Genomic DNA, 25,503 nt, shown 5'->3' on the forward strand with positions numbered 1-25,503 from the left:
CCCAAAAGAACATAAGTTGGGTTAGTAGAAATTGTGCCAGCAAATAAGTATGCAAAGTTCATCACAACTCCAAAAAAGGCAGCGGCTGTGGTTAAAGTACCAAGTAACAAACCAAGACCAACTAACAATTCACCCCAGGCAACCATGAAACTGAAAACATTGATATTAGGCATAACAAAACTCTTTAAGAAAGGTGTGTACCAGCCCACAGCTTGTGCACCGTGAGGATCCATAACAGGATTGGCGATAGCGTTTGCAACAAAGCCCTTAGCACTGAAGCCGCCAGTGACCTTACCAACACCATCCATCAACCATTGGAAACCTAACCATAAACGAATAACTGTGATCACCCACATACCACTTTTACTACTGCGTAACCATTTAACCATAAGTAATTCCTCCTAAATAAATTAAAATAAATTGCTGTTACAAAATTATAGTAGCACACAATATGATTTAACAAAATATAAATTTATTATTACAATTGCTATTTTGAATGAAATATCGGTGACCAATTGGGATGGAAAGACTGGTGTTAAAGGAAATTAATAACTTTTTATTTATTTGTGAAAAAATTTATTTTTTTAATTCAGTAAGGATAAAAGATTTTGAAAAAATTTTATCCACAATATATAAAAATTATACATTATGCTTTTGATGGCTTATTTAAAGAGATTTATGCTTTAGCTATAACCTTAAGTTATGATTAAAAACAATAAAATGTTACCGTTTTCCTAAAGCGACGTGTACAATAATGATTGTGAAAGGGAGTTAAAACTTTTAGCGAAAAATGTCTGGACATGATTTCGTTAGTGAGTGTGTATACAAGGAGGAAACATTATGGCTCAGAAGTATTTATTAGCGATCGATGAAGGTACAACAAGTACCCGTGCGATCATTTTTGATCATGACGGCCAAAAAGTTGCAGAATCCCAAAAAGAATTTAGACAATATTTTCCCAACCCTGGTTGGGTAGAACATGATGCAAACGAAATTTGGAATTCGGTTCAGTCGACAATTGCAAACGCTTTTATCAATTCTGGTATCAAACCAGATCAAATCGCAGGAATTGGGATCACTAACCAGCGTGAAACTTCAGTGATCTGGGATAAGAAAACTGGACTGCCGATTTATCATGCAGTTGTTTGGCAATCACGTCAGACTGCCCCATTAGCCAATAAAATCATCGCTGATGGATATAAGGATATGATCCACGAAAAAACTGGTTTGATCCCTGATGCATATTTCTCAGCTACTAAGATCCGTTGGATTTTAGATCAGGTACCTGGAGCTCAAGAGAGAGCAGAAAATGGTGAGTTGTTGTTTGGTACGATCGATACTTGGCTTGTCTGGAAACTAACAGGTGGTAGAGCTCACGTTACTGATTATTCTAATGCAAGTCGGACAATGTTATTTAATATTTTCGACTTAAAATGGGATGACGAGATCCTAGATCTGTTAAACATTCCAGCAACTATGTTGCCAGAAGTTCGTTCTAACTCTGAAGTTTACGGAAATACGATCGATTACCACTTCTATGGTAGTCAAGTTCCAATTTCAGGTATGGCTGGTGACCAGCAATCTGCTTTAGTCGGGCAGTTAGCTTTTGAACCAGGAATGGTTAAAAACACTTATGGTACAGGTGCTTTTACAGTTATGAATACAGGTACCAAGCCAAAACTTTCAGCTAACAATTTATTGACAACGATTGCATATGGCATCGATGGCCAGGTCAACTATGCGCTTGAAGGTAGTATTTATGTAGCTGGTTCAGCTATTCAGTGGTTACGTGATCAAATGGAAATGGTTGAAGATGCACCAGAATCAGAACAAGCAGCAAATGATTCTTCCAGCAATAATGAAGTATTCGTGGTACCGGCTTTTACCGGTTTAGGTGCTCCGTACTGGGATTCAGATGTTAGAGGTGCGGTATTTGGCTTAACACGAGGGACTTCACGGAACGATTTTATTAAGGCAACTTTACAATCATTAGCCTATCAAAGTCGCGATGTAGTTGATACGATGCAAAAAGATACAGGGATCGAGATACCTAAGCTAAAAGTCGATGGTGGTGCCGCTAACAATAATTATCTCATGCAATTCCAAGCTGACATTTTAGGAACTGAGATCGATCGGGCCGCTAACCTTGAAACAACAGCTTTAGGTGCAGCATTCTTAGCTGGTTTAAGTATCGGATTTTGGAACAGTGTTGACGAGATCAAGAAGATTCAAACAGGTGGTAAGCTCTTTAAGCCTGAAATGAAAGCTGCTGAACGAGAAACATTATATTCAGGTTGGCAGTCTGCGGTCTCTGCAGCACAAACTTTCTCATTCGAGCCATATTCTGATGAGGAAAATCAATAACAGGAAACAAATATTTTAAAAATTAAAATTATATAATATAAAGGAGAGAACTTTATGTCATTTTCAATCGAAACAAGAAAGCAAGAAATCGCTAATTTAAAAAACGAACAGCTTGATTTGTTGATCGTTGGTGGTGGTATTACAGGTGCTGGGGTTGCGCTTCAAGCAAGTGCAGCTGGTATGAAGACGGCCTTGATCGATATGCAAGACTTTGGTGCAGGGACATCTTCACGCTCAACTCGTTTGGTCCATGGCGGTATCCGTTATCTGAAGAACTTTGATGTTCAAGTTGTTTCAGATACAGTTAAAGAACGTGCTGTTGTACAACACATTGCTCCACATATGACACAGGCAGACCCAATGTTACTACCTATCTATGATGAAAAAGGTACAACATTTACAATGTTTTCTGTAAAAGTTGCGATGGATCTGTATGATCATTTGGCAGGTATCGAAGGCGACTCTCCATTGACCAGATATGCTAACTATACTATCGACAAGGATGAAGCCTTGAAGCGTGAACCGCAATTAAACCCAGAAAACTTAGAGGGTGCTGGCGTTTACTTGGATTACCAAAACAATGACTCACGTTTGGTACTGGAAAACATCAAGAAGGCTCATGACGAAGGCGGAGTAATGCTTAGCCGTATTAAATGTATCGAAGTTTTGCATGATGATAACGGTGTGGTCAGAGGAGCTCGTGTTAAAGATCTCTTAACAGGCGAAGAATTTGATATTAAAGCTAACGTTGTGCTCAATGCGGCCGGTCCATGGTCTGACGAAGTTCGTGCAACAGATTCTAAGAGTTCTAAGAAATCACAAATGCGCCCAACAAAAGGTATTCACTTAGTTGTTGATCAATCAAGATTGAGTGTTCCACAGCCAACATACTTTGGTTCAGGTACAGATGACGGTCGTATGATTTTTACGATCCCACGGGAAGGTAAGACCTACTTCGGAACAACTGATACTGACTACGAAGGTGATTTAGAAAATCCTAAGGTAGATATGTCAGACGTTGATTATCTGTTAAACATTATCAACAAAAAATATCCAAGTGCTCATTTGACACTTGATGACGTTGAATCAAGTTGGGCAGGTATCCGTCCATTGGTTGCTGCTGACGATGAAGGCGAAGAAGAAGTTGATGCAGTTTCAGGTGCTAGTGACGCTGGCGATACATCAGCCCCATCCGCAGTTTCTCGTGGTAGTTCCTTGACAAAGGCGGACGATGGTTTGATCACATTAGCTGGTGGTAAACTAACAGACTATCGTGTAATGGCTAACGGTGCTATGGACATGGTCGTTGATACGTTGAGCAACTCATTCAATGAAGATTTCGAATTGAAAGACTCTGCAGAGATCAAAGTTTCTGGTGGGGACTTCGATTCAGACCATGCTGAAGATGCCTTGGATAAGATCGCCGAGGAAGGTGTTAAAGTTGGTTTGTCTAAAGATGAAGCACATGAGATCGCAAGTCTTTATGGTTCAAATGCTCGCAACATTTTCCAACGTGCCAAAGTTCTCCAACCAACAGAAGGTTTAAGCTTGGCAGAAACTGCTGCTTTAAATTACTCACTTGATGAAGAAATGACATTATCACCAGTTGATTACCTCATGCGTCGGACATACCATATTCTATTTAAAGATGATAGTTTGGACAAAGTTGTGCCAGCTGTTATAAAAGAAATGGCTAAATACTTCGACTGGGATGATGAAGAAATAGCACGTCAACAAAAAGAATTAGACGATGTAATTAACGAATCTGAATTAGTCGATTTGAAAGCAAAGGTTAAGGCTGGAAAATAATTATTTAACTCAAATAATTGAGTGATTTTATGATAGAGAGAAATTTGTGATTTGAGAAATCATTAGGTAAAGGTGGATAATTAATTGGTTGCAATTAGGTATTGTTCGAAGTCAGGTAATACAAAAAAGGTTGCAGACCTTTTAGGCGAAAAATTAGGTGTTAAGGCTGATTCTGTTGAGGAACCTCTTCCAGCAAAAGTTGATAAACTTTATCTTGGTGGGGCAGTTCACGGAAAGATGTACGCAGAATTAAAAGATTTTGCTGCTCAACTTGATCCACAGCAAGTTGGTGAAGTCTATATGTTTGGAACTTCCGGTGGTGTTTTCTCGATCAAAAGAGAATTAACGGCTGCTTTGAAAGAAAGTGGAGTTAAAATCGGAAAAGAATCAATGTTCTTACATGGCTTTGCTCCTAAGATCAAGGCTGAATTAAACGATAGCCAACTTGAAGAAGTAGATAAATTTGTTTCTGCAACAAGTAAATAAGGACTAAAAATTTTTCTGACAACACTTTAAAGGTGATAGTGAAACAAAAGATGTTTTGAAGCTGATCTGTAACGATGATCGCGTTATTTTGGGTCGTAGCAAAGCGAGAAATTAGAATAACGCAATCGTTGTTACAGTTGGGCTCCAATCTTTTGTAACACATTTATGGGCCGTCGGTTTACCCCATTTAATGGGATAGACCGACGGCCCTTTTAGGGTTGGACAGTTAGTTTTGTCCCAGCCCCATTTTTGACTGAAAAAGGATATTAAAAAAGCAGTAAGTACAAAATTAAATCGTACTTACTGCTAAACGCTTTAAGTGATGGGCGGCCAGGGGCTCGAACCCTGGACCCACGGATTAAGAGTCCGTTGCTCTACCAACTGAGCTAGCCGCCCATGAGTGTTTTACGTAACACCAACAATAATTATATTAGCAATAAATTGAAATGAATGCAAGCTTTTTTTGCATTCAAGTATAAAAAAATGGGCTAGGGTCAGCGATCTGCATGATTATTTTGGTACATGTCAATACTGTTCAACTTATACATTTATTATACTTGCTTTTAAGAGCTGAATAAGCGATTTCGGACATATACTTATTATCGTGTCTACGTTGGTAGAATATCCCCTCAGGATGCATACAATTTTCAGTGTTTCAGAATATTCAATAGAATATTCAATGTAATGGTGATCGTCTATTGATAAATTGTTTTGCCGTAGATAAGACTGTGTAGGTGTTTGCTAGTTAAAAGCTGAGTATTTTAAAGTTTAAGCGGTCGTTTTTATTGTTTAAGTGGGATGATTTCATCACACCAGTCCGCGGCAAGCTCTACGTCATGAGTAATAATCGCAATGATCACATCAGTTTGTTTTAACATTCTCAACAATGTACCAAAGCGTTGCATATTTGTATAATCTAAACCGCTGGTCGGTTCATCAAAAATAAGTAATTTTTTGCCGGATAAAAGGGCTGATGCAATTGCTACACGTTGCTTTTGCCCATCTGATAAACTCATTGGGTGGCGCTTTGCCAAAGCAGTTAAATTTAGCTGCTCCAATACTTTTTCCTTCCATTCAGGGTGTTTGGCATTTAATGAGACTTCTTCATTAACGGAATCACTAAACAGCTGATAGTTAGTATTTTGCATAACTAAGAAGCTTTTTTTCCGTAATTCTTTAGCAGAAATCAGTTTTTCCTGCCACAAGATTTTTCCTCCCAGTGGTTTTAACAGACCGGTCAGCGTGTTAGCCAGAGTGGTTTTACCAACACCATTTTTTCCTGTGATCCCGATGATTTTATTGGGGTCAAGCCCGATTCCTAAATTGGTTTGGACAGTTGTTTTTTTATAACCAATGGTTAAATTTTCGGTGTGGAGCAAGTAGTCATTTTTAAAGTCTTGATGAATTTGTTTTTTCTTCTCGATGGCTTGTTTTTTACTCGACAGATCAGTTGCTCGTAACCCTAAATCTGCAAGTTTGTTATTGCTTAATGCTCTAAACTCCGCATTTGTCCATTCTTTTATGACTTGACCACTATTGAATAATACATAACGATCAACGAAGTTTAGTGTCCAAGCTAAACGGTGCTCTGTCAAAATAATGGTGGTACCATCTGCTTTTTTTTGCTTGATATTTTCTTGTAAACAACTGATCGCCTCTTGGTCTAAATTACTGCTAACTTCATCAAGTACGAGCACTTGAGGGTCTAAGACGGTCGCTGAAGCCATCGCAATTTGTTGCTTTTCTCCACCCGACAAACTGAAAATATCACGGTCTAATAAGTGTTCAATATGAAACTTTTGAGCTGTTTCTGTGACTTTTTTGTTTATTTTTTCAGGTGCCATCCCGATGTTTTCGAGAGGAAGGGCTAGTTCCGAACTCGTATTGGCGGTAAAATGTTGTGTTTTAGGATTTTGAAAAACACTCCCAACAACTTGTACATAGTCTTTGATCGAGGTTTTGCCCGCACTCAAATTATAAGTTTTGACCTCTCCTGTCAGTTCTCCTTCGATATAATTAGGGACTAACCCATTCAGCAAGCGACTAAAGGTCGTTTTCCCACTCCCGCTTTTCCCACAGATCAACACGCACTCTCCAGGATGTACGGCTAAATTTATTTCTTTTAAAAAAAAGTTATCTGTGTGTAAAAATTGAAATGAAGCTTTGGTACTTTTAATTGCCTGGGCTGTCATAAAAAACCTCCTAGAGTAAAAATAAGGGGAAGTGTGCTTGCTGTTAGGTAAATATAGTCAAATTTGGTCATTTGTAGTTGAATCAATGATGTTTGTTTACCTGGCATACTTAAGCCCTTAGTTAAAGCGGCGATCGTTAAATCTTGTGCGACCTGACTGGCATTCATTAATAAAGGGATCAAAATAAATTCAAAGGTTTGTCGTGGTTGTTTAATAAATGAGAGAACACCACGTTCAATTCCACGAAAGGCCATTGCATTTCTTATTTGCTGGTAATCTTGTTGAATTGTGGGGAAAAAACGAAAGAAAACTGCAAAAGTAATGGTAAAGAATTTGGGAAAATGCCATTTTTTGAATAAACTGATCCATTCACCCAAAGAGGTGAATTTGATGGCGTAAATACCGACTATCATACCAGGGATCAGCTCCCTAAAACCGTTGGAAACCATTGAAAGCGGGTAAAGAAGTATGGGAGACGTGATCTTTGGTAATAAGAAAAATGTGGCCAGTAACTGTAATATATAAATCATGGAGATCCCGATGCCCCAGTAAAGCTGGCGTGTAAGAAAAAAAGGTATTATTAAAATAATGACCGTAATGATCTCCATTAAGATACTGCCATCCAAAAATAACACAAGTTGAGAAATGATCAGTAAGTAAAGAATAGTTCGCGGGTCAAATCGCCACTTCATTAGACGATCCCTGCTTTTATGAAATGCTTTTTCAACATTTTTTGACCGAATAGACCACCAATGATCGCTGCAATGATAAGTGAGACAAAAGCAAGGGCACCAGTATAATTAGAAATACTTTCGAATACGTTTTGAATATATGAGGCATCTTTGCCGCGTTCCTTTAAATTAGCTACATAGCTATCCGGACTAAAGAGTAATTGAATGATCGGACCAGTCGTGTTGAAGGAAAAAATCACATAACTAAGTAATAAACCAATTTTGCTTTTGTATTTAAAAATATAGGCGACCACGTCTGCTAATACCGCAGCGACCACACTTGGCACTAGAGCAAATGGAAAAAGGCCACTTAAGAAAAAGAAGAGACCTAAGACGCTACCCATGATCGTAATTGCACCAAATTTAGGAACCTTAGCGACCATCAACATAAAGACTGCTCCGGTCATTAAGGCCGACATCGCCGGAGAATAGGAGTAAGAGTAGCCGGGTACGATCACTACGACTAGCATTTCAGCTACTCCTACCAAGATAAAGTATAGGGCACTGTAGATGCCGATCGAAATTAAATCTGGAATATGTATAATTTTATTTCTGTTCATAGTTACCTCCGATGATATGTAGTTATATTTTATTAGCTAATTATACGATAATTACTGATTAAATGATAGTAAACAAAGTTCATCGCTAATTGTATACTAACTGCTTTAATAAATAGTCAATTTGGCAAATATGCGTTGATGCTGTGCACGGTAAAAATGAACCTTTTTAATTGAACACAACAGTTGTGTGTTTTGTGAGGGACATTTATATTCATTTGGACAGGATTAAGTCATTTTTATGCTTCTTTATTGGAAAAAATGAATATATTTTGGATTAACCTGCATAAATAATCAAAAATGGGTTGAAATATGAAATAAAATACAGTATGCTTGTCAACATAGAAATTAAAGACAAGATAAAATTTAATAGATGAAAGAGGCTGTTGACCAATGAAAGGAAAAAAGAAAATTTACATATTACTAGCGTTTTTAGCAATCTTTTGTGTGACTTTGACTGCTTGCGGTAAAAAGGATGCTGATAATAGTGTGAAGGACATTAAGGATAAGAAAACTTTAGTTATGGGGACATCGGCAGATTATCCACCATTTGAATTCCCGATCGTACAGGACGGAAAAAAGAAAGTTGTCGGTTATGATGTATTTATTGCACAAAAAATTGCGGATAAATTAGGTGTTAAGCTTAAGGTCGTTAATACAGAATTCCCATCACTTGTTTCTGAATTAAAGAATAATAAAGTTGATATCGTTATGGCAGGGATGGTTTCAACTAAAGAACGTAAAAAACAGGTAGGTTTTTCAGACAGTTATTTCGAAGTGCAAAATCAAGCTTTAGTAAAAAAAGGCGAGGCTAATAAGTACAAGCAAAAAGGCACTGATTTTAAAAACAAGACTGTTGGTGTCCAACAAACAACAACCCAAGAAACGATCGCTAAAAAGCAAATGAAAGGTGCTAATGTCGTTTCTGAATCCAAAGTGCCTTCATTAACTACTGAGTTAAAGAAGGGCAAGCTAGATGCAGTGGTTGTTGAAAATACGGTTGCTGCTGATTATGTCAAGAAATTCCCGAATGACTATGAAATTGCTCCAGCCAAGTTAGATACTCCTAAGGATCTCCAAAATATTAACATTGCCACAAGAAAATCAGACAAGAAATTAGACAAGAAAATCAATAAGATACTTGCTGGTTTAAAGAAGAGTGGGGAATTAGACAAGATGTTGGATAAGGCACAAACTCTACAGTCAGAAAAAGAATAGGTTTGTAAATAGTTGTTTGCATGGAATTAGTCCAGCAAAACTGGGAAGACCTAAAAGACTATAGACCGTTCAAATATGAATGCTTTATAGTCTTTTTGTATATAGGTTGGATGTAAGATCAAGAAATTAAGACTTTGAAGTCTAATAAGATCACAATTTCGCTTAATGGTTTGGAGGAACAATATGTTTGATTTTTTAGGACAATACTATAAATTATTTTTACAAGGGACAGGATTAACGATCATCATCTCGATCATCGGTATTTTGTTAGGGATCGTTTTAGGGCTACTCTTAGTATTACTAAGAAGGTCTAGGTTTAAAGTTTTGCAGTATATTTCACGGATCTATGTTTCGATCGTTCGGGGAACTCCCTCAATGATCCAAGTTATGTTGATCTATTATTCACTATCGAAGGGCATAGAGATCTCACAAGTCCAGGTGTTAGGATCAGGACTTGATCGGATAATTCCTGGTTCAATTGCTTTAGGTTTGAATTCAGCTGCGTATACGTCTGAAATTTTCCGTTCCGGTATTATTTCGGTGCCGACTGGACAAATGGAAGCAGGACTGTCCTTAGGAATGAGTGAAAAGACAGCTTTGTTTTCAATCGTTTTACCACAAGCAGTTCGGAACATTTTACCTGCTTTAGGCAATGAATTTATTACTTTGATCAAGGAATCTTCAGTTTTGTTTTATATCGGGGTACAAGAGGTTACTGCGCAGGCACTAGGTGTCGGCGGTACTTTATATGATTACATTGCGCCGCTACTGGTAGCTGCCTTGATTTATTGGATCTTGACTTCAGTGATGGCCTGGATCTTAGGGATTTTTGAAAAGAAAATGGGTAAAAAATATAGTATTACAGAACAAAATGGTTAGTAGTAAAGAGGAAGGCTTGGTTGTAACACAACCGAACGCAAGTTTTTAGAGGAGAAAATATATGGTAAAACCAGTTGCACGATTATTTCAGACTCCCGAAAAAAATATTATGGCTGAAATCGGTAAAACGGCCTCATTAATGGAAAATGTCATTGACCTTTCAATCGGAGATCCGGATATGACGACACCTAAACCACTTATTGATGCAACAACGCAGGCGATGTTGAATGGTAAAACACACTATACTGCATCGAATGGAGATCTTGAATATTTACAAGCAATCGTTAACTTTCATAATCAAAAGTTTAGTTCTAATTATAAACTGGAAAATGTTCGTGCAACTGATGGAGCGAGCCATGCAACTGACTTAGCTTTTGGTGCTTTACTTGATCCAGAAGATGAAGTGATTATTTTTTCACCTTATTTTTCTCCGTATAAAGTGCAAGTCGAACAATTCCATGCTACTCCAGTTTTTGTGACGTGCAAAGAAGAACATAACTTTGAACCACAAAAAGAAGATATTGAGGCTGCGATCACTAGTAAAACTAAGGTGATCTTAGTTAACTCTCCTAATAACCCGACCGGAGCAGTTTATGATAAGTCGACCTTACAAGATATTGCTGATTTGGCAGAAAAATATGATCTGTATTTAATTGCCGACGAAGTATATTGGCCGTATGTTTTTAATAATCATGAATTTACTCCGTTGGAAAATATGGCCCCAGGTCGGACATTAGTGACAGGTTCACTGTCTAAAGTTTTTGCTATGACGGGTTTTCGTATCGGTTATTTGTTAGGGCCAACAGCAGTCGTTGATGCCGCTGGTTTATTAAATGAAGGAGTGGCCTACACTGCACCAAGTATGGCTCAATCTGCCGGTAGTTATGGCCTACAAAATGAAAGGTCATTGAGTGCTCCGTTACAAGATGAATTCGGCAAACGGTTGGCTTATTTAGGTGAAGAATTAAACCGGTTATCCTGGGCTAAAACGATTCCTGTGGCAGGTAGTATTTACTTATTTTTAGATATTTCAGGTTCAGGCATGGATGATGTACAATTCAGTGATTATTTGTTAGAAAAAGCAGGTATTTTGGTAATTCCTGGGCAAGCATTTGGACAAGCAGGAAAAGGTTTTATTCGAATTGCTGCTACTCAAGGGATGGACCAATTACAAAAAGCGGTGGACGGATTTAAAAAGTTAGATTTTAGCAAGCATTAGGTTGTGAAATAAGGGAGGAATTTGTAAGTGATGAAACTATTGATGTTTAATTCATTAGAAGATGAAGTAGATGTGATCAAACAATGGGAAAAAGACCATCCGGGTATTAAAATCGATGCAAATCAGGAAACTATTACGCCTGAAACAGTTGATTTAGCCAAAGGGTACGATGGTGTGTTGACTCAGCAAGATAATTTGATCGATGATCCAGTAGTGTATCAAAAGCTCCATTCGTTTGGCATCAAACAAATTTCTTTACGAACAACTGGTTATGAAACGATCGATTTAAAAGAGGCGGCCGCTAATGATATTAAGATCACTAATGTTCCCGCTTATTCACCACGCTCGGTCTCTGAACTTGTTTTAGCGCACACTATGTGGTTATTACGTCATTTGAATGTAGCAACACAGCGAGAAAGTCATAATGACTTTACTTGGGATAATTTACAAGCGCGTGAAATTCATGAATTGACAGTCGGAATCATCGGCGCGGGTAAGATCGGCAGTGAGGTTGCTCGGGTTTTTAAGGCTTTAGGTGCAAATGTCATTGCAGCCGACCCAATTCATCGGCCAGAATTAAATAGTGTTTTGACATATGTGGATCATCAAACTGTGTTTGAACAAGCAGATATTATTACAATGCACACACCATTGCTAGATTCAACATATCATATGGTCGATCAAGATGTTTTTCGATCAATGAAATCTTCGGCCATTTTTATTAACGCTTCTCGTGGTGCGGTAGTTGACACGTCTGCCCTGTTATTAGCATTGAAAAATAAAGAGATCGCAGCCGCCGGGGTCGATACGATCGAAAATGAAGCCAATATTTTCAGTAAGGATTTCTCCAAAAAACAACAACCCAATCAGTGGTTGGATGAATTATTAAAGCTAGATAATGTGACTGTTAGTCCTCACATTGGTTTTTACACTGATATTGCAGTTAAAAATATGGTGGAGATCTCACTGGCAGATGCTTTGAGTATTATTAATGGCAAACATAGTTTACACGAGATCCGGTTACCAATAGAAGATTAAAAATTAATAATAAAGAGAGCGGGACAAAAGTCGTTTTGAAACCAATATGTAACGCCGTTTACGCCATTTTTGGCCGTAGCAAAGCGTAGGACAGGAATGGCGTAAATGGCATGATATTGAGGATTCAGACTTTTGAAACGCGTTTATGCTATAAAAATTATAAGCGATAATTTGATTATTTTTATCAAAAGAAGAGGCTGGGATATTGTTTTGTCCCAGCCTCTTTATATTGCTAATTGTGCATTCTAAAGTATGCTTTATTATTTAAGTTCAATAATTTCTAACCTAATGCAACGTCAAGTGCCATCATTAAAGCAAAACCAGCGAGTAATGCTAAAGTAGCAACATCGTTGTTACCATTGTTTTGTGATTCTGGAATGAGTTCCTCGACACAAACGAAAATCATTGCTCCAGCGGCAAAAGATAAGGCATAAGGTAAGATGATCGTAACTTGAGTAACTAACCAAGCACCTAAAGTTGCTCCGACGATCTCAACCAATGCACTGGCTTGGCCCAAGTTGAAAGCATGTCCCTTGCTGGAACCGCCAGATCTAATCGGCATTGAAAGGGCGGAACCTTCAGGTAAGTTCTGGATCCCGATACCTAAGGCTAAAATCAAAGCACTTTGTAAAGTAGCTGAGCTTAAGCCCATACCCCCAGCCCCAAAAGCTACTCCGACAGACAATCCTTCTGGAAAGTTATGAATAGTGATAGCGAGAAATAATAGCGTAGTTGGAGAAAGAGAAGTTTTAGGACCTTCAACACCTTCTTTACTAGCAAAGTCCATATTCGGGACTACTAAGTCAATGATTCGTAAAAAGATCCCGCCGACTAAGAAACCAACAACGGCAGGTACAAAGGCCCATTTGCCATAACCACCTGATTGAGCGTAGTCGATCGATGGTGCAAGTAATGACCAGAAACTGGCTGCAATCATGATACCGGCCGCAAAACCGTTCATGATGTCTAGCAATTTACGGTTAACATCGTTGAATAAAAATACGATTGCCGAACCGACAGCCGTACATCCCCAAGTAAAGACCCCGGCTAATGTAGCTTGAATGATAGGGTTTGCCTCAGCAAACCAAGTTAACATAAGATCGCCTCCTAATGTCAGTGATTAAAACGTACTGTCTTTTAATCACAATATAACAAACAAATTAAGGTATAGTCTACTATTTTTTACTAAAGGCAATAAAAAAATTAGGCTAGTTTAAAAATAAAAATTGACGTAGCTGATATATAAATGAAAAATAACTGGACAAAAAAAAGAGAAGCCAGATTTGTTTTCCAAATGCATTTCGCACCAACAATTCTGCTTCTCGTGGGTTTGGCACCCAATGGGCGGCCAGGGGCTCGAACCCTGGACCCACGGATTAAGAGTCCGTTGCTCTACCAACTGAGCTAGCCGCCCAAACCATTAAAATAACCACCTCTCATTATGCCAATATTAAATGGAAAAAACAAGTCTTTTTTTAAAACAAATCTGTTTTACTATTTTAAAGGCTTGATTGCCCATTTCTTTAAGTGAAAATCTTGTCCATCGCTCGATTCGAAGATAGTTACACTAGACGTTGGAACTAAGCCATCTTTACGAATGTCATGTAATGGAACATCACACAAAGAATTGAGTAGTGTCGTCAATAATAAACCGTGGCTAGCTACTAAAATATTCTGGTTAAAAGCGACTTGTGAACAAATTTCTTGTAGAGCTTTGTAAGCACGTTTTTTTACATCTTGATATGTTTCAGCTTGGATCAGATGTCCATTAAAGCGGTCAGGTGCATAAAAGTAGTTTTCAATTTGAGAGTCTTTTTTTAAATCATCGATAGCGACACCATCCCATTTGCCCAGATCCATTTCTGTTAAAGTTGGTAAGATTTTAATTTGCGGGATGGTTCGTGTATTTGCTTGAAGGACTAACTCAGCAGTTTTTTGCGCACGCTTTAATGGGGATGAAAAGCATACGTCAAAATTAACAGTAGCTAGTGTTTTTCCTAACCGATAAGCTTCTCTTTGCCCTGCATCTGTTAAGATTGGGTCGACGCCACCTCCGTTGAAAGTGTGGTTTTGATTGTTAATAGTAGTACCGTGTCGGACGAAATAAAAACGCATGTCTAAGACCTTTCTTTCTAGGATCATTGTAATTTGCTTTCATTATAACATTATCAAATGATTTTACTCGTGAATTTACTATAGTATAATATTGCTAACAATGATGGGAGTTGAACTTATGGTTGAAAGAGAAATTCAAATCAGAGAATTAACACGCCAAGATGATCCTTTGATCAAGGAGATCGTTCAAAGTGTCTTAAAAGAATATCATGACGATTTGCCAGGGACAGCTTATTATGATCCAGAATTAGGTGAGCTGTCTAAATATTATGCCGCCCCAAGTAGAAAGTATTGGGTGGTAACTATTAATGATCAAGTGGTTGGTGGTTGTGGTGTGGCACAGTTTGATGATCTGGGGACAGCTGAAGTTCAAAAATTATATCTCTTGCCGCAAACCCGCGGCTTAGGAATTGGAAAGAGACTCGTACAGTTATCTGAAACTACAGCACGTGAGTTAGGTTATTCTTCCTTATATATTGAAACTTTGTCTAATATGTCAGAAGCTTTAATTTTGTACGAACATCTAGGATTTGTAAAACTATCTCATTCTAAAAGTGGTACACAGCATAATGCTTGTGATGTTTGGTTAGAAAAGAAAATATAGAATGCCCCCCTCTACACAAAGTAAGCGCTTCTCTTTAGAATAAAAGGGGTGTTTCAAGAAAGGAGCGAAAAAATGATAGAGATCGCCTCAACCACGGATAGTGAATTTACGGATGTTTTGCTAACAAGTTATGTTTCCTTGTTAGAAAATAATCCTGCTGAAGAGTTTAGGTTCAATATTATTGATGATGAACTAACAGATACCGACAAGAAACGCTTGGATTCTTTAACGCATATTTATCCTAATTGTCAGGAAATTATTTTTTTAGGTAATGATTTTGCAGGAGTATATCATGGGGCCAATGTTGTGTCGCCCCGATCAGTGATCAAAGAAAACACTTATTATCGTTTGGAATTTCCTAAATTAGTTGACCGTCCACGCTTGCTTTATTTAGATTGTGATATGATTTGTCGTGGAAAGATCAGTACCCTTTTCCACAATGAGTTGCATGATAATATTATTGGTGCTGTTGAGTCACAAATGTACGTGGATCGGTTAGATATTTTAGGCGTCAAGCATCAGTTCCCGTTTTATTTTAATGCTGGTTTATTGTTGATCGATACTAAAAAATGGAACGAACATCAGATCACGGCTCAAGCTCAAAAATATATGCGAGACCATAGTGATATTATTGCTTTTCAAGATCAAGATACCTTAAATGCTGTATTAGCTGATCAGTGGAAACCACTGAATCCTAAATATAATGTGCAGTCACCGTTGATGAGACATGAAAAACAAAGCCTGGACCCTAAACAGCGACAAGCAGCTACAGTGGCGCTAAAAGACCCAACACTTATTCATTATACTGGATTTAGCAAACCTTGGATCACGCAAGGAGAGTATGTCAGTCCATGGCGCGATGAGTATTATAAATATCAAAAAATTATGTTTGAAAAAGTTGGCCGAAGATAAAAAATAAGAGAGCGTGACAAAAGATGGTTTGAAGCCGGCTTCAAAACGACTTTTGTCCCGCTCTCTCTTTTAGGATTGGACAGCTAGTTTTGTCCGAGTCTCTTCTTATTTCTTAATATGATTTGTTGGGATTTTTACGTAAGGAAGTATATACCTTCTTGACGAAGAAATATAAAATCGGTGTCAAGATCGCCGTTGAGATCGAGTTGACGACAGTCGCCGGTAGACTGACAAACGAAGCAATTAAGGCGGCTTTTAAAAATGAACCGGCCATTAAGGCTTCAACTAGTGAAACACAGTAAGTAGTAAAGATTTTAGTGATACCAGTGACGATAGCAATAATAATGATATTTTTTTTAGTATCCTGGTAGTTAAATGCTTTAAGCATGCCTGTGATCACAAAGGCTACGACTACGACTTCGAGCATTGTTAGCCAAGAAGTAGCGGCATAGCCGTTTAATATATCAAAGCCCCCTAGACCGATGATACCGGCTAACATGCCATTTCTTAAACCTAAAAATAAAATTGCAACTGCAGTCAAGGTGTTGCCGAAATGAATAAAAGGTCGACCGACTAGTGCGGGTATCGGAATACGTAAGACCCAGATCCCGATATAAATAATTGCTGCAAAAAAGCCAGTTAGTATGATGGCTCGTAAAGAATTTTTATTGTCTTTTATCATGTTTTTCTCCTTGTGTTATGTGATTTAAAAAATCAGGTAGTGCCACTGAATAATTGAGCCCGATCCGAGCATCGATATCAGTGCTCTTTTGCCGTTGTAAAATTGCCGTTTGTAATAGGTCCATCGCTGCACTACAAGCCTTTTTTGCAGATAAATCATACATCAGACCCGTAAAAAGCGCAGCTGCAAATATATCACCTGTACCGAAATGACTGGTTGGAAAACGGGGACGAATCTCGGTCCAGATCTGCTTGCCGTTATTACCTACGACTGCAATTTGCTGATCAGTTAATGCGATCCCCGTGATCAAAATAGTGGGGATCTGGTATTGCTCACGTAATTTGTCTAGAGCAATTTTGGCGGCTGGAATCCCGCCAGTGATCAAATCTGGCTCATCTAGCAAGAAAGCTGCTTCTGTTAAATTAGGTGTTAAAATTTGTGCCTGTGAAACTATTTTTTTCATTGCTGTGACGTATGTTTCATCGAATCCAGAATAAAGTTGCCCGTTATCGCCCATAACCGGGTCGATCAAAACTAAGGCATTATTTTTCAACAATGTCGACAAATTTTTGTACAGATACTGCAGTGGACTAAGGCCTAAATAACCTAAGTATGCTCCGTCAAAATGCAGATCAAGTTTTTGCCAATGCGAAACGATAGCGGCCATTTCTGAAGTTAAGTCTAAATATGTATTATCTTTAAACCCGCCAGTATGTGTTGATAATAAGGCTGTGGGTAAAACACTAACGTTTGCACCACTACTGCTTAAAAGTGGTAAAGCACTTTGCAGTGAGACCTGGCCGTAACATGATAGATCTTGACTAACTAAGATGTTTTTTTGCAAAAATTGTTCCCCCTCTCTTGGGTATTAATTATTTTACCCTTGAGTATAGCACCTTTCGTTAGAAAAGGAGAAGAAAAGACGTGCCCTTAATATATTTAAGTGACAAAAAATAAAACAGGCCCTTTTTGAAAGCGACTAAGATCTTTAATATTTGGAATAATGTTAGGACTGGTTTATAATACAATGGAGTGACGCTTTAAGTAACTATTTTTTTAGGGGGTAAAAGCGTCATTACCTGTAAGTATTCGAAAGCAAAAAAGAGTGGTGAAAGAACTCACCAAGGAGGACTTTTGACATGAAAAAAATTTTAGTGGTAGATGACGAAAAGCCGATCTCTGATATCATTAAATTTAATTTGAATAAAGAAGGCTACGATGTCTATGTAGCTTATGATGGCGAAGATGCGATCAAGCAAGTTGAAGAAGTAGATCCTGATTTGATCATTTTAGATTTGATGTTGCCTAAGATCGATGGCTTAGAAGTTGCCCGAGAGATCCGTAAGACTCATGAAATGCCGATCATCATGGTAACAGCTAAAGACACTGAGATCGATAAAGTCTTAGGACTTGAGATGGGTGCCGATGATTATGTCACTAAACCATTTTCTAACCGTGAATTAGTTGCGCGTGTTAAGGCTAATTTACGTCGGCAAAATACTGTGGCACAGGTCACGCAAAACGAAGAAAAAGAAGAAAATAGTGACATTGTGATCGGGGATTTGACGATCCATCCTGATTCATACACAGTTTCACGTCACGGCGAGAAAATCGAATTGACTCACCGTGAATTTGAACTTTTGAACTATTTGGCAAAACATATGGGCCAAGTTATGACACGAGAACATTTGTTGCAGACTGTCTGGGGTTATGACTATTTTGGTGATGTCAGGACTGTTGATGTCACGATGCGCCGTTTACGTGAAAAGGTCGAAGATAATCCCAGTCGACCCGTGTGGTTAGTAACTCGTCGCGGCGTGGGCTATTATTTGAGAAATCCAGAAACAGATTAAATTTTAGCTCAAAGGTCAGTCAGTTACAGAGTGATCGAATCTGAGCATGTTTTGAGCGCTGGCAGTAGAAATACAGCTAGCGTTTTCTATTTTTACCGGTTAGATATATATTGTAGGAGAGAAAAGTGAAAAAAAGGTTACGTTTTTTTCAATCCATTCATTTTAAAATAGCTTTAGTATTTGTGTTATTACTGTTACTAGCGTTTCAAATCGTTGGAGCAGTCTTTGTACAAAGGCTAAAGAGCGAAAATTTAAAGGCTTTCAAACAAAGAGTTGAGTTGACGCCGTATGTTAATAATTCGTTGATCAAAAGCCTGAGCACGGCAAATTCTGATAAAGCTGACCGTCAGATCAATACCGCTTTGACGGGAAATAATAATCAAAATATTGCCGATGTCCAAGTGGTGGATGCCAAGGGAAATATTCGGGGTGAAACAAGCGCTAATGGACATGCGATCGTAGGTCAAAAAACGACAGATAGTCGTGTCAAGCGTGTATTGTATTCCGGTCGTTCTTTTAGTGAAACTACTTATAATCGTGCTGATGAAAAGCATTACTATGTTTCGATCACGCCATTATTTAGCTCAGGGGGCAATAATAACACGCTAGTCGGTGCGGTTTATTTGCGGGCTGACTTGGAGTCAGTTTATGATTCGATCGATGGGGTCACGTTGATCTTTGCGACAGCGGCGATCGTTGCGACAGTGATCGGGATGGGCTTAGCTATTTTGATCTCGCGAGCGATCACGCGACCGATAGATGAAATGAAAAGGCAAACCGAAAAAATTGCGAATGGTAATTATTCTGGACACGTGCATGTTTATGGTGATGATGAATTGGGTGAGTTGGCTCAAGCAGTTAATAACTTATCAGTGCGTGTGGAAGAATCTCGTGAGCAGTCTGAATCAGAACGAAGGCGACTTGATTCAGTGCTGACACATATGTCAGATGGTGTCTTGGCGACTGATCGCCGAGGTAATATCACGATTATTAACGATATGGCTGCACAGTTTTTGGATGTCTCCTCAGCTGATAAAGTTAAAGGTAGGTCTATCTTAGATGTGCTAGGTATCCGCGAAGATTATACCTTAAGAGATCTGTTGGAAAACAAAGACACGATCTATTTAGACATGTCTGATCAGGGCCGTGACCAAGTTTTAAATGCTTATTTTTCTTTGATCCAGCGTGAATCTGGGTTTATTTCTGGTTTAGTCTGTGTGTTACATGATATTACGGAACAACAAAAAATCGATCATGACCGTAAGCAATTCGTTTCTAATGTGTCACATGAGTTAAGGACACCGTTGACTAGTTTGCGATCTTACATTGAGGCTCTAAATGATGGCGCCTGGAAAGATCCTGAAGTAGCACCTTCGTTTTTGAAGGTTACTCAAGACGAAACTGATCGCATGATCCGTATGATCAATGATCTATTGAGTCTCTCACGAATGGACTCTGGTACTGCCAAACTTGATTTAGAATTAGTTAACCTGAATGAGTTATACACTTATATTTTGGATCGATTTGATATGATGATCAAAAATGATTCGAATGATGATAAAGAAAAACAAGTTAAAAATTATTCGATCAAACGTGAGTTTACGCAACGTGATCTGTGGGTCGAAGTCGATCCGTATAAATTTATTCAGGTGATCGATAATATTATGAATAATGCGATCAAGTACTCGCCCGATGGCGGCGTGATCACTTGTCGTTTAGTTGAAACACATGAACACGTCTTATTGAGTATCACAGACCAAGGATTGGGTATTCCGAAAAAAGACGTTGGTCGGATCTTTAATCGCTTCTTCCGGGTCGATAAAGCGCGTTCTAGGGCGCAAGGCGGCACAGGCTTAGGTTTGGCTATTTCACGTGAAGTGATCGAGATGCATAATGGCCGAATCTGGGTCGAATCAGTTGAAGGCAAAGGTTCAACTTTCTATATTACTTTGCCATATGAAGAATACAAAGAGGAGGATCTGTGGAATGAAGATCAAGGATAATGTTCTTCATTATGCTTTAGGGATCGCAGTTGTTTTGAGTGTGTGCTTGACCGCAGTCCTGTGGGTCAATCCAACGTATTTACAAAATAATAATAAAAATAGCCAAAGCACAGAAAAGAAAAATGCAGTGTCCGAAGATGCTTCCAAGACAAGCATGGAGGATGTCTATCAACCAACAAGTATTATTTATAACAAAAATGGGCAAAGTTTTCGGCAATCAAGTTCTAAAATTGATTTGATCGAGAGTGCCCGGCAAGACGTCAAGACTTGGGATGTTGAATCGATTGGTAGTGTCAAAAAGTTATCCGCAAAGCGTTATGAAAATCTTTTAAAGCGTGATCGAATGGTTCTCATGGGTTTTCCAGATGATGTCGCTCCTACTCAACTGAAAGAATTAGTGAAAAACCCTCCGAAAATATTACGAGGAAAGAAATTTGATAGGATAGGGATCGAGTTGTCGAAACGCCCACGGATCTATCTACTAAATGATCGTAACTATCAGGCTACTCGTTTGGTATTAAAAAAGGGTAAATATCATAACTTGCAAAAAATCGTCTCTTCAAATCAAGTCGAGCAAACCCCTGTTCAATTAAAACGTATGAACAGCAAGTATGTGAGTTTTTATTCATCTAAGGTGAGAGTCCAACAGTATAGTTATTTAGCCAATAAGGATAATGCCAGCACCTTTGTAACTCGTTTAATGGGAGCAAGTAATGCTTCAGTCAATTCGCGACGTGAAGATCAAGAAACAGTTTATTTTGATAATTCTGGGCAAAGAATAGCAGTAAAAAATGATACTGGAGACATTAACTATTCAAATTATTCGCGTGATTCTGCTAAAGATACTTCCGTTTCGCAAGATCTCTCGCAAGGCTTTAAAAAAATGCAAGACACAGGAAGATTGTTAGATGACGTCCGTTATGATGAATATAATCATAACGACCATCAGTTGACTTACCGGACTTACATTAATGCTTTCCCGATCTTAGCAGATAATAATTATGGGACCTATCATGTTAAATTAGCCGGTACAGGCGGAGAACGGATTGGATTTTCGCTATATTCCTTGCAGATCCCAGTTCCCGCTGAGAAAGATTCTGTTGAATTGCCGCCAACGCAAGACATCATAAATAAATTGGTACAAAGTGGGATCTCAAAACAAAAAATTAAGAGTATTCGAATCGGTTATCGTTCTGAGGTCAATGGCTCATCTAAGCAGGTAATTGATTTGATCCCAACTTATTTTGTGCAATATAACGGCAGTTGGGTCGACTATCAGAGTGTTTTAGATGGTAAAGTATCCTAAAGAAAGGCGGGAAGAGATTGAATTTTAGAAGAATTGAGTGGATCTTTTTAATTGCCTTTATCGCCTTGGATATTTTCTTGATTGGTGCATACTATAACCAAAATGGAGTTGAAACTGAAAAAGATACAGGTGATATTAGGACTACGACGTCAGTTTTACGCAGTTTGAAAGATGACCAGATCAGTTATCCTAAAAAATTATCGACCAAAGAAGAAGCTGGTTATTACATCGCCAATCCAAACGATGATTATCTTTCGACAAAAATCGATCAATTGGGTGAAAATAAGGCCGAATATTCTAAGCATGATAAGAAATTAAGCGTAACTTTTGATAAAAAAATCAAGTTAAGTAATAGTGACCAACCTGAAAAAACATTAGACGAAGTGATCAAGAATAGCTCATTGGTAGTGGAAGGTAATAAATATCAGTACGAGCCGAATTTTTCGAGTAAAAATGAAGTGGTCTATACACAAGTAGTATATGGAGAGAGATTATCTTCTGAGGAAGGAATGCTGAAATTTAATATTTCTAATGGTTATGTCATAGGTTATTCGCAAACTTATTTGCAAGACATTGAGATTTTACGTGAAAAGAAAAAAACAATCAGTCAAAAGCGAGCATTGATTTGGTTGTATCAGTATAATAAGTTGCCTGCAAACTCTAAGGTCAAATGGGGTAAGTTAGGTTACACCAAATTATTGAGCGTCAATGGGAGCACAGTCTACATCCCAGCGTGGAATTTCGCGGTCAAGACAGAGGGTAGTACAATTTATCGTAGAATAAATGCGTTTAACGGAGCAGTAATGGAGTAAAGTAGACTCGATAAAAACGGGAGTGAGTTGAAGCCGATTTGTAACGACGATTGTGTTATTTTGGGTCGTAGCAAAGCGAAGGACCAGAATAATGCAATCACTGTTACAGTAAGGCTTCAATTTTTTTGGAATACGTTTAAGGGCCATAGATTTAACCTAAATGGGATAAATCTACGGCCCTTTTAGTATCGCACAGCTAGTTATGTTCCAGCCTCTTTTTATGCCAAAAATAATCAAATTATCGCCTGTAATTTTTATAGCATAAACGCGTTTCAAAATTCTGAGTCCTCAATTTAATGCCATTTACGCCATTCCTGTCCTGCGCTTTGCTACGGCCAAAAATAGCGTAAACGACGTTACATACCGGCTTCAAAACGACTTTTGTCCCGCTCTTAGTTAGTAGCTATTATAGAAATGTTTATTTGCCGATATAACCGATCCACATCGCAAAAACTAAGATCACCAATACGATAACTGTGATCCAAACATAAAGTTTGTCGCCTTCTTTAGCGAAAGCATAGATCGAAACTACGACTCGCAATACGGGTGTTAAAATTAGCAGGAATAAGCCTAACATGATGATGGCAAAAGGCTTAAAGGCAGCTACTCCTTGAAAAATAGTAGCAAAAGTCGTCGGAAAAGTTCCAGCAGGATAGCCAGTTTCACCTGTGATCAAAGCTAAGACTAAGCCAATAATGATCACAACAGCTGAAGTAATAACGCCGATACGTAAGACATGACCGATCACTAATTCGATCTCGGTCATCTCATCATGTTTCTTTTTTTCTTCATCTGTCATCCAAAGTTCACCCCAAATCCTTTAAGGAACATTTGTAATCCGATCAAAAACAGTACCGGAATAAAGATTTTGCGCAAAAGCGTGGCTTGCAGATGTTGCATGATGCGTGAACCGATCGTCGCTCCGAGTAAAATACCGATCGCAAGTGGTGCGGCGATCTCTGGTTTGATAGAACCATTAAAGAAATAAACCGTTGCACTAGCGGCCGCCGTAACACCCATCATTAAATTACTAGTTGCACTGGAAGGCTTGAGCGGCATCTTCATGATCGTATCCATCGCGATCACTTTGAAAGCCCCACTACCGACACCAAGTAAGCCACTGGCTAAGCCTGCACCAAACATCATCGAAAATCCACCAGGAACGTTGGAAACTTTATAATCGACTTGTTTTTTGTTTGCTTGGTCATAATAAGTACTGTTTAACTTTAACTTTTCAGACAGTTCATCTGGCACCGTATCTTCCGCGTCTTTCTTACTGGTCCGCAACTTATGTAACATATTCCATGATGAAAATATTAGCAACATCCCAAATAAAACGTAGAGTACTTTAGCTGGTAAGACACCTGTCAAAATCGCACCTAAGATCGCCCCCACAGTTGTAGCGATCTCTAAGAACATAGCGACACGCAGGTTTAACATATCGTCTTTTAAATATGCGATCGAGGCACCTGAACTAGTGGCGATCACTGAGATCACACTAGCGCCGATCGCGTATTTGATATCTAAGCCAAGAGCGATCGTCATGATCGGAGTCACGATCATACCGCCACCGATGCCGAAGATCGCACCAAAGATGCCGGCGAAAAGCCCGACTCCGGCCAATATCAGAATTGAATTGATCAAAGTATTTCTTCCTTTCAAATTATTGCTGCAAAAATTATCCGTAGCAGGATAATAGTTTCATTATACATGAAAGACTATGTGGAGCAATGATTGAGTGCTTACGGCAAGTGAATGGTGATTAAATTTCTGGTACAATATCGCGGTAAAAATGCTCAAGTCGATCAGTGAAGTTGGAAAAAAGATGAGTAAACTGTTAGTATAGAAAGCGGAAACTTCAAGAAAGGGATCACCATAAAATGTCTCAAAGTGAAAATGAAGATAACTTAAAAATCAGTATTTTAGCCAGCGGGAGTACTGGTAATGCAACATATGTTGAAACTCCCGGACATAAAATATTGATTGATGCTGGTTTATCTGGCAAAAAAATAGAAGGACTCATGAACTCGATCGGACGAACCTTGAAAAACGTTGATAGTTTATTTGTGACCCATGAACATACTGATCATAGTAAAGGTGTGGGTGTGTTAGCTCGTCGCTATGGCTTGGATGTTTATGCTAATGAAGGTACGTGGGGTGCAATGGGAAGCCGGATCGGTAAGATACCCGTCGAACAAAAACATATTTTACCTGCGGGGCAAGTTCAAGCACTTGATGGTTTGGACGTGGAAAGTTTTAGTGTTTCACATGACGCGGCTGACCCACAGTTTTATGAAGTACATTATCACGACAAAGCTTTTGCGATCATCACTGATACCGGCTATGTCTCTGACAGAGTTCGTGGAACGATCAGTGATGCCGATGGTTATTTATTTGAATGTAATCATGATATTGAAATGTTGCGAATGGGTGGTTATCCATGGCCATTAAAACAACGTATTTTAAGTGATACTGGACATTTGTCAAATGAAGATGGGGCTAATGGTTTGATGTCAGCCTTAGGTAACCGGACGAAAAAGATTTATTTAGGACATCTGAGCCAGGAAAATAACGTCAAAGAATTAGCACATATGACTGTACAAACGATGATGCAAGGACATGACCTAGCAGTCGACCATGATTTTGCGTTACTAGATACTGATCCAACTCAAGCCACACCGTTAACGGTAATTTAAAAATAAGAAAAGTGGCTGGGATATAAC

24 protein-coding genes and 2 tRNA genes are annotated in these 25,503 nt (G+C 38.6%); 14 read left to right on the plus strand and 12 right to left on the minus strand.

Going from position 1 to position 25,503, the window contains the following annotated elements; translation table 11 throughout:
* Window positions 1–389 (minus strand): DoxX family membrane protein (locus LACPOB_RS0106025; protein WP_017867931.1); only part of this gene is annotated, 389 nt, incomplete at its 3' end.
* A 451-nt stretch (window positions 390–840) separates the two neighbouring features.
* Here LACPOB_RS0106025 and glpK point away from each other — a divergent pair.
* The 3 genes from glpK to LACPOB_RS0106040 all read left to right on the plus strand — a co-directional run bounded on the left by glpK (window position 841) and on the right by LACPOB_RS0106040 (window position 4,659).
* Window positions 841–2,364, plus strand: a complete 1,524-nt coding sequence (gene glpK, locus LACPOB_RS0106030; protein ID WP_017867932.1) for a glycerol kinase GlpK — start codon at window positions 841–843, stop codon at window positions 2,362–2,364.
* A gap of 54 nt (window positions 2,365–2,418) precedes the next feature.
* Complete coding sequence (locus tag LACPOB_RS0106035) at window positions 2,419–4,173, plus strand: FAD-dependent oxidoreductase (RefSeq protein WP_017867933.1); 1,755 nt, start codon at window positions 2,419–2,421, stop codon at window positions 4,171–4,173.
* An 84-nt stretch (window positions 4,174–4,257) separates the two neighbouring features.
* A complete protein-coding gene (locus LACPOB_RS0106040; RefSeq protein ID WP_017867934.1) occupies window positions 4,258–4,659 on the plus strand; it encodes a flavodoxin family protein in 402 nt (133 codons plus the stop codon).
* 323 nt (window positions 4,660–4,982) lie between these two features.
* Here LACPOB_RS0106040 and LACPOB_RS0106045 read toward each other — a convergent pair.
* From LACPOB_RS0106045 to LACPOB_RS0106060, 4 genes are all read right to left on the minus strand, one after another.
* Window positions 4,983–5,055 (minus strand) — tRNA-Lys (locus tag LACPOB_RS0106045).
* A 386-nt stretch (window positions 5,056–5,441) separates the two neighbouring features.
* Window positions 5,442–6,851 carry an ABC transporter ATP-binding protein gene (locus LACPOB_RS0106050; protein WP_017867935.1) on the minus strand — a complete coding sequence of 470 codons (1,410 nt, stop codon included), beginning with the start codon at window positions 6,849–6,851 and terminating at the stop codon, window positions 5,442–5,444.
* On the minus strand, window positions 6,848–7,543 hold the full coding sequence (locus tag LACPOB_RS0106055) for an energy-coupling factor transporter transmembrane component T family protein (protein ID WP_017867936.1): 696 nt from the start codon (window positions 7,541–7,543) through the stop codon (window positions 6,848–6,850). Before LACPOB_RS0106055 ends, LACPOB_RS0106050 begins: the two co-directional genes overlap by 4 nt.
* The gene (locus LACPOB_RS0106060) at window positions 7,543–8,142 is read right to left on the minus strand and encodes an MptD family putative ECF transporter S component (protein ID WP_017867937.1); all 600 of its coding nucleotides are present in this window, start codon (window positions 8,140–8,142) and stop codon (window positions 7,543–7,545) included. The genes LACPOB_RS0106055 and LACPOB_RS0106060 overlap by 1 nt, the downstream gene beginning before the upstream one ends.
* 390 nt (window positions 8,143–8,532) lie before the next feature.
* Between LACPOB_RS0106060 and LACPOB_RS0106065 the strand changes: the two genes are divergently transcribed.
* From LACPOB_RS0106065 to LACPOB_RS0106080, 4 genes are all read left to right on the plus strand, one after another.
* Window positions 8,533–9,357 carry a transporter substrate-binding domain-containing protein gene (locus LACPOB_RS0106065; RefSeq protein ID WP_017867938.1) on the plus strand — a complete coding sequence of 275 codons (825 nt, stop codon included), beginning with the start codon at window positions 8,533–8,535 and terminating at the stop codon, window positions 9,355–9,357.
* 183 nt (window positions 9,358–9,540) lie between these two features.
* Window positions 9,541–10,236: an amino acid ABC transporter permease gene (locus tag LACPOB_RS0106070; protein ID WP_017867939.1), complete on the plus strand. Its 696-nt coding sequence runs from the start codon at window positions 9,541–9,543 to the stop codon at window positions 10,234–10,236.
* Between the two features lie 61 nt (window positions 10,237–10,297).
* Complete coding sequence (locus tag LACPOB_RS0106075) at window positions 10,298–11,455, plus strand: aminotransferase class I/II-fold pyridoxal phosphate-dependent enzyme (RefSeq protein WP_017867940.1); 1,158 nt, start codon at window positions 10,298–10,300, stop codon at window positions 11,453–11,455.
* A gap of 27 nt (window positions 11,456–11,482) precedes the next feature.
* Window positions 11,483–12,493, plus strand: a complete 1,011-nt coding sequence (locus LACPOB_RS0106080) for a D-2-hydroxyacid dehydrogenase (RefSeq protein WP_017867941.1) — start codon at window positions 11,483–11,485, stop codon at window positions 12,491–12,493.
* A 280-nt stretch (window positions 12,494–12,773) separates the two neighbouring features.
* On the opposite strand, the gene LACPOB_RS0106085 is transcribed toward LACPOB_RS0106080, so the two are convergent.
* The 3 genes from LACPOB_RS0106085 to LACPOB_RS0106095 form a co-directional block, all read right to left on the minus strand.
* Entirely contained in the window at window positions 12,774–13,589 is an 816-nt protein-coding gene (locus tag LACPOB_RS0106085) for a ZIP family metal transporter (protein ID WP_017867942.1), read from the minus strand.
* 245 nt (window positions 13,590–13,834) lie between these two features.
* Window positions 13,835–13,907, minus strand: a tRNA-Lys gene (locus LACPOB_RS0106090).
* Window positions 13,908–13,987: 80 nt separating this feature from the next.
* Entirely contained in the window at window positions 13,988–14,635 is a 648-nt protein-coding gene (locus tag LACPOB_RS0106095) for a histidine phosphatase family protein (RefSeq protein ID WP_225429668.1), read from the minus strand.
* Window positions 14,636–14,726: 91 nt separating this feature from the next.
* Between LACPOB_RS0106095 and LACPOB_RS0106100 the strand changes: the two genes are divergently transcribed.
* Window positions 14,727–15,212, plus strand: a complete 486-nt coding sequence (locus tag LACPOB_RS0106100) for a GNAT family N-acetyltransferase (RefSeq protein WP_017867944.1) — start codon at window positions 14,727–14,729, stop codon at window positions 15,210–15,212.
* A gap of 72 nt (window positions 15,213–15,284) precedes the next feature.
* Window positions 15,285–16,124, plus strand: coding sequence for a glycosyltransferase family 8 protein (locus LACPOB_RS0106105; RefSeq protein WP_017867945.1), 840 nt, complete (start codon window positions 15,285–15,287; stop codon window positions 16,122–16,124).
* A gap of 112 nt (window positions 16,125–16,236) precedes the next feature.
* Here LACPOB_RS0106105 and LACPOB_RS0106110 read toward each other — a convergent pair whose 3' ends face one another.
* The gene (locus LACPOB_RS0106110; protein WP_017867946.1) at window positions 16,237–16,806 is read right to left on the minus strand and encodes an ECF transporter S component; all 570 of its coding nucleotides are present in this window, start codon (window positions 16,804–16,806) and stop codon (window positions 16,237–16,239) included.
* Window positions 16,790–17,650, minus strand: coding sequence for a pyridoxamine kinase (locus LACPOB_RS0106115; RefSeq protein WP_017867947.1), 861 nt, complete (start codon window positions 17,648–17,650; stop codon window positions 16,790–16,792). The genes LACPOB_RS0106110 and LACPOB_RS0106115 overlap by 17 nt, the downstream gene beginning before the upstream one ends.
* 295 nt (window positions 17,651–17,945) lie before the next feature.
* On the opposite strand from LACPOB_RS0106115, the gene yycF reads away from it, so the two are divergent.
* The 4 genes from yycF (at window position 17,946) to LACPOB_RS0106135 (ending at window position 22,780) form a co-directional block, all read left to right on the plus strand.
* A complete protein-coding gene (gene yycF, locus LACPOB_RS0106120; protein ID WP_017867948.1) occupies window positions 17,946–18,659 on the plus strand; it encodes a response regulator YycF in 714 nt (237 codons plus the stop codon).
* Window positions 18,660–18,784: 125 nt separating this feature from the next.
* Window positions 18,785–20,662: a cell wall metabolism sensor histidine kinase WalK gene (walK, locus tag LACPOB_RS0106125; RefSeq protein ID WP_017867949.1), complete on the plus strand. Its 1,878-nt coding sequence runs from the start codon at window positions 18,785–18,787 to the stop codon at window positions 20,660–20,662.
* Complete coding sequence (locus tag LACPOB_RS0106130) at window positions 20,646–21,968, plus strand: YycH family regulatory protein (protein WP_017867950.1); 1,323 nt, start codon at window positions 20,646–20,648, stop codon at window positions 21,966–21,968. The genes walK and LACPOB_RS0106130 overlap by 17 nt, the downstream gene beginning before the upstream one ends.
* 17 nt (window positions 21,969–21,985) lie before the next feature.
* The gene (locus LACPOB_RS0106135) at window positions 21,986–22,780 is read left to right on the plus strand and encodes a two-component system regulatory protein YycI (RefSeq protein ID WP_017867951.1); all 795 of its coding nucleotides are present in this window, start codon (window positions 21,986–21,988) and stop codon (window positions 22,778–22,780) included.
* Between the two features lie 418 nt (window positions 22,781–23,198).
* Here the strand turns inward: LACPOB_RS0106135 and LACPOB_RS0106140 are convergent, their stop codons facing one another.
* Together LACPOB_RS0106140 and LACPOB_RS0106145 are read right to left on the minus strand one after the other, a co-directional pair.
* Window positions 23,199–23,579 (minus strand): DUF1634 domain-containing protein, encoded by a 381-nt coding sequence (locus LACPOB_RS0106140; protein ID WP_017867952.1) that lies wholly within the window; start codon window positions 23,577–23,579, stop codon window positions 23,199–23,201.
* Complete coding sequence (locus LACPOB_RS0106145) at window positions 23,576–24,424, minus strand: sulfite exporter TauE/SafE family protein (RefSeq protein ID WP_017867953.1); 849 nt, start codon at window positions 24,422–24,424, stop codon at window positions 23,576–23,578. Before LACPOB_RS0106145 ends, LACPOB_RS0106140 begins: the two co-directional genes overlap by 4 nt.
* A gap of 236 nt (window positions 24,425–24,660) precedes the next feature.
* Between LACPOB_RS0106145 and LACPOB_RS0106150 the strand changes: the two genes are divergently transcribed.
* Window positions 24,661–25,476: an MBL fold metallo-hydrolase gene (locus tag LACPOB_RS0106150; RefSeq protein ID WP_017867954.1), complete on the plus strand. Its 816-nt coding sequence runs from the start codon at window positions 24,661–24,663 to the stop codon at window positions 25,474–25,476.
* Window positions 25,477–25,503: the final 27 nt, after the last annotated feature.

Origin of the sequence: Ligilactobacillus pobuzihii E100301 = KCTC 13174 (assembly GCF_000349725.1) — a bacterium.
Taxonomy (GTDB): domain Bacteria; phylum Bacillota; class Bacilli; order Lactobacillales; family Lactobacillaceae; genus Ligilactobacillus; species Ligilactobacillus pobuzihii.